This is a genomic window from Haladaptatus rarus, from assembly GCF_054177585.1.
The window spans coordinates 34415-47660 of sequence record NZ_JBPEHG010000027.1 but is presented as its reverse complement, the minus strand read 5'-3'; the positions used below and the strand labels follow the sequence as shown (position 1 = coordinate 47660).

Sequence of the window (13246 nt, the reverse complement as noted above, 5' to 3'; positions counted from 1 at the left end):
GTCGCAGCGACGTTGGTAAGGTAGCCGCCAGCACTGAATGGTTCAACTGCGACGATCTTCGTAAATCCGGAGTAGGCGAACGCCCACCCCATCATGAGCCGAAGCGCGAGGACGAACCAAGCTGAGAGGCTGTGCGCACGGGTGCCGACCGTGTAGCCACCGATGGTGCTTTCGAAGGTGTTGCGAGTATCTGGAGAGATGGTGGATGCAGTCATGGTATCGGAAGAAAAACTTCCTACCTTCTAAAACAACGTTAAAGTATATAAGTGTATTTAGATAGGCCGTGTCATGGATTTGTATTGGTTATAGAAATTATTTAGTTTCGCTATCGACTCATTTTTGTCTCGGTGAATGGCGACGAGAGCGGGCCACCAGAGGACTGCGACTGTGACGGCCTCGGTGGCTTCCCGTGCTGGCCCTGCGTGCGAACGGGACGAAAGGAACTGCCGAACTAACCACCCCTTCAGTCTTTTTTATCCATGGCACGCCAATTGACATTCACAGAGATCACCGAGCAGCGAACGCTCACAGAAAGCGCGAGCACTGCGACCGACGATATTTCCGAGACCCCGACGGTCCTCCTCGACCGAGCACGACAGCACGCAACGAATGTCGCCGCCGAGCACTTCCCTGATCTGCCGGTCGAAACGATTGAGTGGGAGGTTTCACACCGAGCCCAACGACAGGCAGGCGTCACGAAGTACAACCCGACAACAGAGGCAATCACGATTGCGCTGACCTGGACGGCCTACGAACAACACGGCTGGGAGCAATTCAGTGCAACCGTCCGGCACGAACTCATCCATGCCTGGCAGTACCACGAGTTCGGAGATGCGGATCACGGTTCGACGTTCACCCGGTGGACGGATCGCCTCGATACCTCACAGCACTGCGAACGCTTCACTGCACCCAAGTGGTGGTCGTCTGCGAGGATTGCGGCGGTCGAATTCCGCGGTATCGACGCTCGAAGACCGTTCGCAATCCTGAGCAGTACTGCTGTAGTGAGTGCGGGGGTCGATTCGCGTCGAAGAAGGCGACGGCCACTGACCTAATTCTCGCTTAAGTAGTTCTCGCGACAAGAGATAGCTACGAGGAAGATTTTCGCGGACTACCGGCTTGTGCGGTATTCTGTATCGTTTCTCTTGCAGCGAGTTCGCTGTTTACGTTGAAGTTAGTATTCTATACTAGCATCTGGATCTCCATCTTTGCATACACTCCTGGACCCATTTAGACGATGCAAAACTGGAGTACCGGTGAATAGCTGATCCTCACTCAAAAGCCACTCATAGACTGGGACGATCCCGAACACAGTGAGGCCGCCACTATTTTCCATCGACTAACGGCAGCCGTTCACCCGATTTCCACGGCGTCAAGCGTAGCCAAGTACTCAGGAAGCCGTCGTGCAGCTGGCGTTGTCATCAGTGCAACCCTCTCCGCTTCTTTTCGATAGGTGACGAGATCGCTTGCAACGAGCCGGGGAAGATGCTTGTGAACGAGGACAGTCCGTGCTTGCTGGAATTCTTGACCGAACATTTCAGAGAGGATTCGATCCTCTTCGTTTTCCATCACAGCGAGTGTGCTATTACCTGTAGTTCTGATTTCTGACCTAAATATTCATGGTTCGTATTCCACTTCGTTATCTGCAGCTGAGAAACCGTTGCTAATAGGGATTAGCAAAAGAGTCCAGACAGTCGCTCAGATAACTTCCCGATATCTGAGATACATATCGTGCAAGATATAGGAAACGGTAAGATACAGGACGCATATTCAGCAAGCATGTGTGAACCGATCCACGCTTGATGGTTTCAATAGCGCCGATTTGCCCACCCAAAGCTTGTTGAGGCTGGAAGTTGACTCGTATAGAGAGCCAAAATGTCGAGTAATCCATACGCTCAGTTCACCGGGGTTCCGATGAGTAGCGAGGACATAGATAAGCTGCTGGTGTCACAAGGCTACGGGATTGTGTCACTCTGCAGAGAAGGAGAACCGTACAGTATCCCAATCTCGTTCGGATACGACGGTGAGCACATCTACTTCGGTTTTCTTGAGGATAGCCCGAATCCAACGAAAATGGAGTATATTGACGAAGGAGTGACCGCTCGGCTCCTGGTTACAGACATTCGTGGCCGGTTCGATTGGCAAAGTATAGCTATCACTGGGTCAGTTAGGTCGCTCGATAGTGAGACCGAGGAGTGGGAACACTTCATCGACACATTAGATGATAACGGCTGGTTCATGAGAGCCTTTGAACAATCTAGCGCTATCGAATCAATCCAAGGGTGGGAACTGCAGATCGACGAACTCCAAGGGATCGAACGGAAAGAAGAAGTCTACGAATGAAGCTCTTCAGAGCTGCACCCTGGAGCTGAATTGAATCAGTCTTTGTTGCTGTAGGTACCGCTGCTGAGTACATCATCCATATTCGTCGCGGACCGAACGTCTATGAAATTGCATCACTCCTCAGATTGGTGGTCAATCACGGAGATGAATTGTTGGCTGACTGACCGTGAAGAATCACAATGCTTTCGAATCGTGACCTGACAGTAAACCACCCCGTCCTACTCGCTTCCTCTCGCCTTGCGGCGGTCGGTCACTCCTTGAGGACTGGGCTTTTCCGCACCGACATTGTGCCCCGGGACCCCATGCATGGACGCGGCCCGGCTTTCTCTTTCCGTCCTGCCACCGGCATGGGTGTGTTTTTGACACGTCCTATTCCGACCGGCGACGAGGATTGTCCCGCCGATTTAATTCCCGGTGTGGCCAGAAATCTCTGATTTCTGGCTGCTAACCAGAACGCTTTGCATTCTGGTGATGTTCTCTCGCTCTGCCCTAAAATGGGGACGGAGAGGCCAAAGGCGTCACGTTCGCGGTCGTCGTTCCGAGTATAGAGTGCGGTACTCCCGCACCACAGGTGCCAGTTTACTCATGACACCTACTTTCTCGGACTTGTGCCAAGGCAGTAGTGAATTATCATATGGTTTCGGGCGTATTAAGCCTTCTCGAACGGGTTTCCTCTCCTCCCTACTCATTTCGTTCGTTGAGGAAGGAGGCTCCACCCTACCGTGTGCTGAAATTTGCTCCGCGAATCGTCCCTGCTCGTCGCGCTCACTCGAAGTATTAGCCTACTATCCAAATAGACGCCACCGAAGACACTCAGCAGAGCTGCAAACGGCAATGGGAGTAGCTGGATCGTTATCATTGATTAAGCATATTCCCGTCAGCTCTCATCGGTTATTGAGCTGATTTAGTTGCTCTCAACCATAATATCACTCTACAAAGTATTTACTATTGACCTACAAATCGTCGGTTGCATGGTGATTAGCAGACGGAAAATGCTTGGCGGACTTGGCGTATTGGCACTTGGTGGGTTTGGGACGACCACTGTAATCACGCCGATTCAAACAGACATCGAATTCGCGACGCGGATCACGGGGCAACGTTCACCCGCTGGACGGACGATCTTGATACCTCGCAACACTGCGAACGCTTCACTACACCCAAGTGGTGGCTCGTCTGCGAGGACTGCGGCGGTCGGATTCCGCGGTATCGACGCTCGAAGACCGTCCGGAACCCCGAGCAGTACAGCTGTGGTGAGTGCAGTGGGTCACTACACGTCGAGAAGGGCGACAGTCACTGACCGAATTCTCGTTTAAGTAGCTCTCACCGAAATTGTACGTTATGGTGGATTTGGTTGCTGGAGGCGTGTAAGGTCATCAGCATCCACCGCATCCCGCCAGAGTTGGAGGACAGCGAGAGTGACAAGTCGTACTGCTGTGACCTCGATACAGGATGGAACAGTATCACCATGGGTTGCATCTGGTGGTTCGTGAAAGTGGTTTGTGGGGAGGTTTCGTCGAGGATGGAAGTCGTAGCGATAGTTGAAGTCGTCTCCTTCGGTGTAATGATAGCGGTAGTAGTGTTTGTCCGTCCACGTGATATCAAACCGGCCGCTATCTGTGGTAATACCGTCTGCGACGTAGAGATGAAGCGTCTCTGGATTCAGAGCGTTATCAAACTCAGAATCGGTAATGAGTGGTTCGTACTCTTCGGCAACTGTTCGTGCTCTCTTCATGAGATCCTGGTCTGGAGCGCCAGTATCAACATACGTCCAATCGTCCGCCATGGATCAGGCTTCCGCAAGCCGATGGGCCTCGTCTACTTGCAGCGCAGCTTTTGCAAGAGCGAGATTTTGTCTCGTTGACCGCCATCTCCCAAGATCGTTCCATCCGTCATCACCGGGTTCAAGCTCGATTGCGAGGTCCTCTGGACTCTCGACGTCGTAGGTTTCTCGAAACTCCTGCAGTGTCTCGTTCATCTCTTGGATGCCTGCAATGAGATCTCGATGCGAGTGGGTCCTGCGGAGTTCTTTAATACGGTTGTCGATGCGGTGGCCTTCATTACGCCTGTATAGTGTCGTGCGCCCATCCTGGTGAGTGCTACCAATACCTTCGTCCACGAGTTCAGTCAGGTATTTTCTAGTGGTTGGCTCACTCACCAGGGCCTGCTTTGCAATGGCACTAGCTTTTGTGTACTCCGTGGTTTCGGTGAGTATCTCTTTGACTCGCTCCCTGCCTGTTGTGGTGGCTTTCCATTCCTCTTTGACTTGCTCGTTGATATCGGTCATACGTAGTACTGCGTGCCACTACGTAAAATATCTTTCTCAAAGTCGTATTTCTTATCTACTGGTGTCGGATTTACTGAGTGCTTCTTGATAATAATGTAGTCAGTGACGCTAACGAGACGGCACAGCAACGCGCACAGACCGAACAATTCTCCTTCGACGTCGAAGCCCCCGGACAGATAGAAGTCACCAACGAGAGTCACGAGAACCCGGCAGACCACCAGTACACCGTCTTCACCGACGACGTGACCGAGAAACTGATGGCCTGCACGTGCCCGCACCACGTCCACCGCAACGCCTTTTGCAAACATATGGCCGCCGTCGAAACCGCAACCGACGACGGGACGCTCGACGCCTTCCCATCGGAGGACGACGACGATACCGAACCTGACAACTGCGACTGTGACAGCCTCGGTGGCTTCCCGTGCTGGCCGTGCGTGAGAACAGGACGGACAGAACTGCCGGACTAACCACCGCTTCAGTATTTATACTGCATATCTTGAAAATCCTATACTCAGTGTATAACGACGGTTTCAGTCTAAACCGAGACTCACTTTGATCGCCGCATCGATTTCAGCCATTTTTTCGTCACTAACCTGCCCAAAGGTTTGCTCAATACGCTTTTCAATATCAACCGTCCGTATTTGATCGAGTTGGACAGCAGAATCCTTGTCGATATCTTCATCGCTTGCACGAAGAATAACCACAAACGGATATTGTGAGAGTGTCCTTGTCATCGGGGCAACGATTGTTGTAGGCGAATACTGATTGCCAGTATCGTTTTGGATAACAACTGCTGGACGAGTCTTTTTGATTTCGGAGCCTTTTGTGGGATCAAGATTTACGAGAACAATATCACCGCGAGAGACGCTCATAGGTAGTCGTTTGCCTCTCTCGATGCCCCTTCCCATTCCTCATTTATTTCCCGTGCTTGTTCGGCGTTGTCCTTGTATGCTTTCGCGAGTTCCTCATGGTCAACGCCATTCGGCTTCCGGATCACGATTTTGCCGTCCTCACGCTCCACGATGACCTCGTCTCCCCCGTGGATATCTTCTTGCTCTCGAATCCACTTTGGGATCGTGACTTGTCCCCGGTCCCCGACGCGCCGTGTATCCTGTGACATTACACAAATTCATATGTTTTTCATATCTATAAGTGCACCGGGTGAGTTATGGAGAAACAACGAGGAGGTCGCCGATTAACCGAAGAACTACAAATAAAATCCAGATAAGAGACATTCTCATCCCCCTGTTTTGCACGTTTGGATGTCATTCGTCCAGTACGGTATCCACCATAGCTTACTATGAGTGCTATGAGCCATGCGATTCCAAGGACAACGAAGAATGAATCTGGGAATGCCATAGTGTCTATAAGAACTATGAAAAGATAAACAATTTGTTAGGTTTAATTGATACAGATAATCTATTGACATTCACAGATATCACCGACCAGCGAACGCTGACGGAAAGCGCGGATACAACGAACGAGTTCGCCGCCTCAACGGCGTTCATGACGCCGGTCGGCTACCAGACGAACCTCTTCGTCTACGGGCCTGGTGGCTACAAATTCTCGGACTTCATCCGCGTTGGTGCGCCGTTACAGTTGCTCCTGTCGGTCGTCACTGTCCTCGGCATCGCGTTCTTCTGGGGTGTCCGTGTATGAGATGTGTTCTACCTCGCTCCTGGATGGCGCAAAGGGCACTGAGAACAATTGTTTTTCGCAGCGCTCTCGTAGAGCTCACAGCATAGACTAGTGAATCAATTCACTCTTCTATGAAGTGTGGGTCCATCATTTTTACCGTATAGACGCGTTCTCTAGGGATGTACGTGTACTCATCATCACCGTGATGGATCTGCCAGTGGTTCTCTCGATAGTTCAGTTTCTCATCGTCGATCTCTTCCGAAACGGGTTCGTCCACGCCTTGATAGACAATCGTCGCCATGAAGAACAGTAGGCGGGCAACGCGCATAACGTGGCGGGTTAATCACCTCACGGACAAAGCCCTATGATGCGGCGATAGTTATCCAGAAACGTGGCTGTATCGTCCCAGGCGAGGGTGTCCCCCAGTGTTATCACCTCTCGAATGACGATGGAATTGTTAAGGTCACACTGTCACAAGATAGACACTAAATAACGAATAACCTATAAACGGAACAGACACCGGAGTTGAGAGCAAGAGACATGTCCCAAGCCAGTACCATCGGTAACATCCAGAACAAGCCAAGACGTATCGGGTAACTGATGAAGAAGCAAATATTCGTACGGCAATGACGTTATCAGCCGGTGGTTTTATTCCTCTGCTTCTCCGGCATGGCGAGCAGACTCACGAGAAGTAATACCACATTGGAAACCCTGTTTCGAAGGACATAGCTCAAATTGTGGTCACTATTTATACATTTGGTAAAGGAGATGTGCAAGACCGAGGCATAGTGACCTAATTCGGTTACTCGGATTGTTGCGGTTCCGTCTGTTGTGTCGTTTGCTGCTGTGTTCGACGGTTTGCACGACGGATTTTGTAACTGGTGTAGATGAAATATAATCCCGCTAGACCGATGAATATGTAGATCAAGTCCGCGACAATTTGCGCGACGTCGGGCAGAAATAACAGCTCCATCGTCTGCCTGACGATGTTGATTCGTGCCGCAGTCAACTCGGTCACTCCGAGAATTCCCCAGTTGAGCGCGCCGATGATGACGAGAAGCATGCTGAACCAGTCCAATCCGTTCGTTCGCATACCATCGTTCGACCTCGTGTTAGAGTTCGTAGCCATAGCGGGAGAACTAAGGAGAGCAAGCAGCATTGTTATTTGCTGATTGTATCTGGTTTGGCCCTGGTATTCCAGCGTTTCCACCTAAAACGAAAAATAATGGATAAATGTAAACCAATCGACATCACCGGTCGTATCAACAGTTGTGAGCGACAGCTATAAAATCAACAGAAAGAAACTATGATTCATGTCTCTTGAGCTATCGCCCACAATTGATCGACAACGCGTTGGGTGGTGGCTCGTTGCCGTCGTATTAGCTGGAGTCGTCGGGCTGTTTCTAGTTTCGTTCATTGGAACATTCATTTTTGGATTGTTTATCTACTACGGAGCGCGGCCAGTCAATCGGCGAATCCAACGATACGTCAACTCCCGGGGAGCGGCCGCGACAATCACACTTCTTTGTATTGTTCTCCCAACGCTAGCTCTGCTTGGATACACTGGCATCATCGCGGTTCAGGAATTCACCGCAACCATTAGCCCCGACACGATGGATTTGCTGCTGGAACACCTGCCAGGCAATCAACAGTCGTTCACTGCGGTTCTCCAAAATCTCCCACAATTTGTGAGTCGCGTTGGTCAATTTTCACAGATTCAACAGGGCCTCACGACGGTGTTAGGGGTTCTCGGAGTGATTTCAACCGGATTGCTTCACCTGACGCTGGCACTGACATTTGCCTTCTTTCTCTACAGCGATGGACACCGTCTCCAGTCCTGGTATCGTACAGAGGTCGGAGGCCGTGACACCGCCGCATACGCGTATCTTGTTGGTGTCGATACTGATCTCGAGGTCGTGTACTTTGGCAATGTCCTCACTGTCCTCGCGGTGACGATCGGCTCGATCATTATTTACAATGGGTATAACTTCCTCGCCCCAACGGTTGTCACTCTCCCATTTCCGACGTTATTGGCCATTCTCACCGGACTAGCGACGTTCATCCCGCTGATCGTAGGGAAACTTGTCTATGTGCCTGCAGTGGTATTCCTGGCATGGCAGGCAGTTCAGTCCAGTACGAGTCTCCTTATCTATCCTGTCGCATTTCTCATTGTAGCCTTTCTTTTACTCGATATTCTCCCCCAGTCAATTGTCCGGCCGTACATTTCCGGGCAAACCATGCACAAGGGCGCAGTGTTGTTCGCCTACATTCTTGGTGCGGTATTATTCGGCTGGTACGGCCTCTTTCTCGGGCCATTCCTGCTCGTGCTCGTCGTTCAATTCGCAAACATCGTTCTGAGCGACCTCATCCACGGACTACCGTTCTCTCCAATACCGACAGAGACAACGGCTATTGGGACGGATCCAACCGACGCAAAGGTCGACGCTGGCGATGAAACGAAGCACAATGATGAGGAGCCCTTCGATGATACGAATGGTAACGACGATGTCGACTAACAGGAGACACACTTCGAGTCGAAATTGACACTAGATGCAATAGGAATTAATGTACCTAAACGCATCTCAGCGAAAGAATTGTGGGACAGTTCGGGCATCCGAGTTGAAGCTGCTTTGCGATCTACCAGTGACACTGGAAACGTAACGACGATCGCTGTTATCAAAGCCTTAATCTTTGCTGGGCTAGCGATGAGAGTCATGGAAATAACAAATACAGTGTTCACTGAACTCTCAAATATAATCCAGCCAGCGTACTACGTTTTTAAGTGATTTTTACAATCTAAATTTTGACAAAGATCTCGAAGATACGCTGGCGAGTGACCCATTCACGTAGTCAGAACAAAAGAAGTCGTTCAATTTTCTCAGTATTCCTATGAATCCGTTCAGATACGCGGGCAGCGGTGTTTTACGAACGTACACTGAATTCTCTGACGATTATGAGTGACGATGACAGGGATTGGGACGAGTTTGACCCGGAAAAGCGTGAAGAACGCGAGATCGGCCGCGAGATGGTTTCAAAGAGTACGGGTCTTGGGTCGGTTGTGGCGCATTTCTATCGTGGGGAGATGAGCGTGGTCACGACATGGCGTGGCCGGCTTGATGAGACAATCAACTGGGCGGTGACGATCATCTCAGCGATCCTTATCTACGCCTTTTCGACCGAGGGCAAGCACGTGATTCTCCTCACTGGAATGGTGGTGATCGCCATGTTCTTGGGGATCGAAGCCCGGCGCTATCAGGCTTACGACGTGTATCGGGCGCGGGCACGGATGCTCCAAGAAAATCTCTTTGCGAACGCGCTTGACCCCTCTCAAGGTGTCGAGCATCGCGACTGGCGGCGTCAACTCAGTGAGGACTATCGAAACCCGACCATCAAAACACCCTATATGGAAGCACTTGCACGGCGGCTCCGCCGGATTTATCTTCCATTTTTCATGCTCATGCTCGCTGCCTGGATCTTCAAACTCACTGCCTTCTCGAACCAGTCACTACTCGAAACGGCTGCAGTGGGAACGATACCAGGAATCGTTGTACTCGGTGCCGTGGGACTGTTCTACACGATAATGGTTTCAATTGCGTTCTGGCCGCGTGAGCGGCAGTCGAAAGGCGAATTCAACGACACTGAACCCGGAGAATGGAAGAAATCAGATTAATATTTTTCTTCAGCCTGAAAGACGGACTGCTCAAGGGAATCCTCGGGATTGTTACTTCTTCGACTGCCGATGATGGATCTTATCGATACGATCGACGGCTGATTCATGATCTGATTCATGAGTGAGTGGACGCATGTACGTTCGAACTCGACAATCAGCGGCCGATACGAGATGGACTATCGCTGTGAATCTCGCAAGATTAGCGGCTCAATTGCCAGCGTTCGCTTTGCGACGGTAACGACTCGTAAGATATACGACGTGAACAGCAAAAAGGGTACCAACGTCACCGTGAACGCAGCACCGATCACCACCGCCATGTGTGCGACCCCAAACGTGGTTCCGGGGAGCGTAGACCCTTCAACGACAGTGAGCATGACGCCAGCAACAACCAGTGCTGGAATCGCTGCATACAGAATCATCTGCGAGAGGCTAACCAGTGCCCATTCGAAATACAGCGTTTTCACGTGCTCTCTCGCCGGCCCGAACAGTGCGAGGGCCGTCTTCAATTCGTCAAGGAGAGTGTTTTCTGGTTCACCGAGATCTTCTGCGTGATCGTGTGCGAGGCGCTCGACTTGGTAGATCTTCCAACCGTAGTTGTAGTTGAGTGCCGCGAAGAGCACGTCAAACGTACCGAACTTCGCACCGTTGAGTTGTTCGCGTACCGTTTCGGAGTTCCCGATCACGCTCTCGGTGAACTCGTCGACTTCCCACTGGAGTTGGTCGCTGTCGATCTTACTCAGGCCGTCACGTACCGCGTTCGCACGCTGTTCAGCGACATTGACAAGCTCACTGAGAAACATCGACGGATCGGCTGGGCTCGGCGCACCAAGCAGCTCTTCCGCATAATCGCGAAAATCCATCGAGTTCTCCATACGGTCACGTTGCTCTCCCAGTGGCCCGTTCTCTTGAGACAATACCAATTGACCGATCGTTACAACGAGAGTAACCCCAGTGATGATCGCGCCAAGCATCGCCGAGAACATTGTCTCGATCGTATCGCCCGAGCTGAGCTGTGGGACCAATGGTGGCGGAATGACAGTCACAAGCGTGACAAACATGACAAACACTGCAAGTGCCAACACTGCAGTAACATATAGACGGTTCGCAGCGAGCAACAGCCAAATCTTAAGTCGGCTCTCCCCAGCGCGCTCACGCATCGTATTCGCTGTGCTGACATCGATATCGGTGTCGACGTTCGTATTTGTGTCGCCATCAATCGGTTCGGGACTCATGGCGGGTCCCGTTCAGCGTCGTTTTCCCGGAGAGGTCGCTCGAACACGAGATATTTGGTCCCACCACCGGTATAGGCGATCGTCTCGACGAATCGCCACCCATCGGCGGCGAGTTCGTTTAACTCTGCTTTCGGATCCTCTGCTTCTTTTTTCGTTTCCCCGCGAGGCGGTCTGAGTGTCTCGTATTCCCAACGGTCGTTCTGATTCATCATCAGTTCTTCACCTTGTGATTGGATAACAGTATCCATTATTGGAGATCGTCCGTTTCAAGCGATTACGTGCCGTTGTAGGCCATCTTGCCCAGATTCCGGACAAATCTTGGCTACGGCTATCGGACTGCCCTCTTTCGAATTGGATTGAGCGGTCAGCTCGACTATACAGAGCGAAACCTGATCGAAAAGTGGTTTCATACGCTCAAACAGCGGATCGACCGCTTTCATACCTCGTGGGTGGGCAGTCGGCCCAGCGTCCAGCAGTGGCTTGAACAGTTTGCACACTGCTGTATCCAGCAGAGGCCGCACCAATCGCTCGACGACCGAACGCCTGTCGAGGAGGAGCTAAACTAGACAGCCAATGGAGAGTAGAAATCAGATATCGAATCATGAAATCCCGACGTTCCGATGCCAGAAGAACAGATCGAGGCATGCAATCGAGACATTCAGCAACGGAATGACCATGTGCATACCTCGGAGTATGGACGAAGAAAGATTGAGGATAGAACAGTGGCTGTCTGTAAGTTGGTCAGAATCATCTCAGAGCTGGCTGCAGGGAATTATATAGGTATCAGCAACGTTGGGTTAGAGAGAAACCAATGGTATCAGTGCTAACCGTCGCCGGGATAGTCGTCGCCGTCTTCGTTGGATTCAATATTGGTGGCTCATCGACGGGTGTAGCGTTCGGTCCAGCAGTCGGCTCACGTCTCCTTCGGAAGGCGACCGCAGCAGTCCTGTTCGTCGGCTTCGGTTTTCTCGGAGCATGGACCGTCGGCCGGAACGTCATCGCGACGATGAGCAGCAGTATCGTGCCGGCAACCCAATTCACGCCTGCCGCAAGCGTCGCCGTCTTGTTCTTCACAGGAGCGTCGCTCCTCATTTCAAATCTCTACGGCGTTCCAGCTTCGACTTCAATGACGGCTGTTGGCGCCATCGTTGGACTTGGCCTCGCGTCGAACACACTCAATCAGGCACTGATGTTTACGATCGTCTCAGCATGGATCGTCGCGCCGCTGATCAGCCTCGGCATCGGAATCGTGGTCGGGCGTTACTTCTACCCGTATCTGGATCGCTATGTCGCGTTCACGAAGTTTGATCTCCACTTCATCCAACTCGACCGCTCTGGGACGATTCCCCGCCTTTACCTGAATCCGAACGCGACACGGCAGGATATCCTTGGATCACTCTCGGTGGTCATCATCGCGTGCTATATGGCGTTTTCGGCGGGGGCGTCAAACGCGGCAAACGCTGTGGCCCCCCTCGTCGGCGAAGGGGGGTCGCTCACCGTCAATCAGGGTGTCATACTCGCGGTGGTGGCCTTCGGTCTAGGCAGTTTTACCATCGCCCGTCGCACGCTGGAGACGGTCGGAGACGATATTACGGAACTACCGATTCTCGCTTCACTGATCGTCTCGATAGTTGGTGGCACAGTCATCACGATTCTGTCCTACCTCGGAATCCCGGCGAGTCTCGCAGTAAGTACGACATCGGCGATTATTGGACTCGGATGGGGTCGAGCAAGCCGAGCAGCGACACTCGTGGAGTTTGCGACGCCGGAACGTGAACATCCGGATTTAGAGGTCGCGACAGGAGCGCTGGTCACCTCCCGTGCTGAGGATATGCCTGCAAGTCCAACGATCGGCGATATTGCCCGTCACGAGGAACCGGCAGAAAAACCGGAGGAACTGCCAGACGTGCCTGACGTTGGTACGGAGGGGCCGGCGGATCTCGATCAGCGGAGCCTGTTCGACTCAGCGGCGGCCAAACGTATCGTTACAATGTGGGTGTTGACGCCCTCGCTAGCGGTTGTTGCCTCCTATCCGGTATTTGTATTTCTGCTCTGAACGTTGCTTAACTGATCTCACGTAAA

At 51.9% G+C, this 13246-nt stretch carries 16 protein-coding genes and 2 pseudogenes; 8 read left to right on the top strand and 10 right to left on the bottom strand.

Annotated elements, in window-relative coordinates; translation table 11 throughout:
* Positions 1–215 (bottom strand): annotated as a pseudogene (locus tag ACR3FE_RS26615) (DoxX family protein); the annotation flags it as partial.
* 264 nt (positions 216–479) lie between these two features.
* Here ACR3FE_RS26615 and ACR3FE_RS26610 point away from each other — a divergent pair.
* Positions 480–1052 (top strand): SprT-like domain-containing protein, encoded by a 573-nt coding sequence (locus tag ACR3FE_RS26610; protein WP_458210878.1) that lies wholly within the window; start codon positions 480–482, stop codon positions 1050–1052.
* Between the two features lie 298 nt (positions 1053–1350).
* Here ACR3FE_RS26610 and ACR3FE_RS26605 read toward each other — a convergent pair whose 3' ends face one another.
* Positions 1351–1566, bottom strand: a complete 216-nt coding sequence (locus tag ACR3FE_RS26605; RefSeq protein ID WP_458210877.1) for a hypothetical protein — start codon at positions 1564–1566, stop codon at positions 1351–1353.
* Between the two features lie 345 nt (positions 1567–1911).
* Here ACR3FE_RS26605 and ACR3FE_RS26600 point away from each other — a divergent pair, with 345 nt between their 5' ends.
* On the top strand, positions 1912–2340 hold the full coding sequence (locus tag ACR3FE_RS26600; RefSeq protein WP_458210876.1) for a pyridoxamine 5'-phosphate oxidase family protein: 429 nt from the start codon (positions 1912–1914) through the stop codon (positions 2338–2340).
* A 1336-nt stretch (positions 2341–3676) separates the two neighbouring features.
* Here the strand turns inward: ACR3FE_RS26600 and ACR3FE_RS26595 are convergent.
* Both ACR3FE_RS26595 and ACR3FE_RS26590 read right to left on the bottom strand, forming a co-directional pair.
* The gene (locus ACR3FE_RS26595) at positions 3677–4072 is read right to left on the bottom strand and encodes a toxin-antitoxin system TumE family protein (protein WP_458210875.1); all 396 of its coding nucleotides are present in this window, start codon (positions 4070–4072) and stop codon (positions 3677–3679) included.
* Between the two features lie 54 nt (positions 4073–4126).
* Positions 4127–4624, bottom strand: a complete 498-nt coding sequence (locus ACR3FE_RS26590; protein ID WP_458210874.1) for a winged helix-turn-helix domain-containing protein — start codon at positions 4622–4624, stop codon at positions 4127–4129.
* 77 nt (positions 4625–4701) lie between these two features.
* Between ACR3FE_RS26590 and ACR3FE_RS26585 the strand changes: the two genes are divergently transcribed.
* Entirely contained in the window at positions 4702–5091 is a 390-nt protein-coding gene (locus ACR3FE_RS26585) for an SWIM zinc finger family protein (protein WP_458210873.1), read from the top strand.
* A 63-nt stretch (positions 5092–5154) separates the two neighbouring features.
* On the opposite strand, the gene ACR3FE_RS26580 is transcribed toward ACR3FE_RS26585, so the two are convergent.
* On the bottom strand, positions 5155–5496 hold the full coding sequence (locus ACR3FE_RS26580; protein ID WP_458210872.1) for a type II toxin-antitoxin system PemK/MazF family toxin: 342 nt from the start codon (positions 5494–5496) through the stop codon (positions 5155–5157).
* On the bottom strand, positions 5493–5744 hold the full coding sequence (locus ACR3FE_RS26575) for an AbrB/MazE/SpoVT family DNA-binding domain-containing protein (protein WP_435159182.1): 252 nt from the start codon (positions 5742–5744) through the stop codon (positions 5493–5495). Before ACR3FE_RS26575 ends, ACR3FE_RS26580 begins: the two co-directional genes overlap by 4 nt.
* Positions 5745–6046: 302 nt before the next feature.
* Between ACR3FE_RS26575 and ACR3FE_RS26570 the strand changes: the two genes are divergently transcribed.
* Positions 6047–6283 (top strand): hypothetical protein, encoded by a 237-nt coding sequence (locus ACR3FE_RS26570; RefSeq protein ID WP_458210882.1) that lies wholly within the window; start codon positions 6047–6049, stop codon positions 6281–6283.
* A gap of 100 nt (positions 6284–6383) precedes the next feature.
* Here ACR3FE_RS26570 and ACR3FE_RS26565 read toward each other — a convergent pair whose 3' ends face one another.
* Together ACR3FE_RS26565 and ACR3FE_RS26560 are read right to left on the bottom strand one after the other, a co-directional pair.
* Positions 6384–6563 (bottom strand): hypothetical protein, encoded by a 180-nt coding sequence (locus tag ACR3FE_RS26565; protein ID WP_458210871.1) that lies wholly within the window; start codon positions 6561–6563, stop codon positions 6384–6386.
* 501 nt (positions 6564–7064) lie between these two features.
* On the bottom strand, positions 7065–7355 hold the full coding sequence (locus tag ACR3FE_RS26560) for a DUF378 domain-containing protein (protein WP_458210870.1): 291 nt from the start codon (positions 7353–7355) through the stop codon (positions 7065–7067).
* Between the two features lie 220 nt (positions 7356–7575).
* Here ACR3FE_RS26560 and ACR3FE_RS26555 point away from each other — a divergent pair, with 220 nt between their 5' ends.
* Together ACR3FE_RS26555 and ACR3FE_RS26550 are read left to right on the top strand one after the other, a co-directional pair.
* Positions 7576–8778, top strand: a complete 1203-nt coding sequence (locus ACR3FE_RS26555) for an AI-2E family transporter (protein ID WP_458210869.1) — start codon at positions 7576–7578, stop codon at positions 8776–8778.
* 437 nt (positions 8779–9215) lie between these two features.
* A complete protein-coding gene (locus tag ACR3FE_RS26550) occupies positions 9216–9932 on the top strand; it encodes a DUF2270 domain-containing protein (RefSeq protein ID WP_458210868.1) in 717 nt (238 codons plus the stop codon).
* 176 nt (positions 9933–10108) lie between these two features.
* Here ACR3FE_RS26550 and ACR3FE_RS26545 read toward each other — a convergent pair whose 3' ends face one another.
* Together ACR3FE_RS26545 and ACR3FE_RS26540 are read right to left on the bottom strand one after the other, a co-directional pair.
* Positions 10109–11164: a DUF7972 family membrane protein gene (locus ACR3FE_RS26545; RefSeq protein ID WP_458210867.1), complete on the bottom strand. Its 1056-nt coding sequence runs from the start codon at positions 11162–11164 to the stop codon at positions 10109–10111.
* Positions 11161–11373 (bottom strand): DUF4177 domain-containing protein, encoded by a 213-nt coding sequence (locus tag ACR3FE_RS26540; RefSeq protein ID WP_458210880.1) that lies wholly within the window; start codon positions 11371–11373, stop codon positions 11161–11163. Before ACR3FE_RS26540 ends, ACR3FE_RS26545 begins: the two co-directional genes overlap by 4 nt.
* A 111-nt stretch (positions 11374–11484) precedes the next feature.
* Between ACR3FE_RS26540 and ACR3FE_RS26535 the strand changes: the two are divergent.
* A pseudogene (locus ACR3FE_RS26535) lies at positions 11485–11730 on the top strand (IS6 family transposase); the annotation flags it as partial.
* A 245-nt stretch (positions 11731–11975) separates the two neighbouring features.
* Entirely contained in the window at positions 11976–13220 is a 1245-nt protein-coding gene (locus ACR3FE_RS26530) for an inorganic phosphate transporter (RefSeq protein WP_458210866.1), read from the top strand.
* Positions 13221–13246 lie beyond the last annotated feature (26 nt).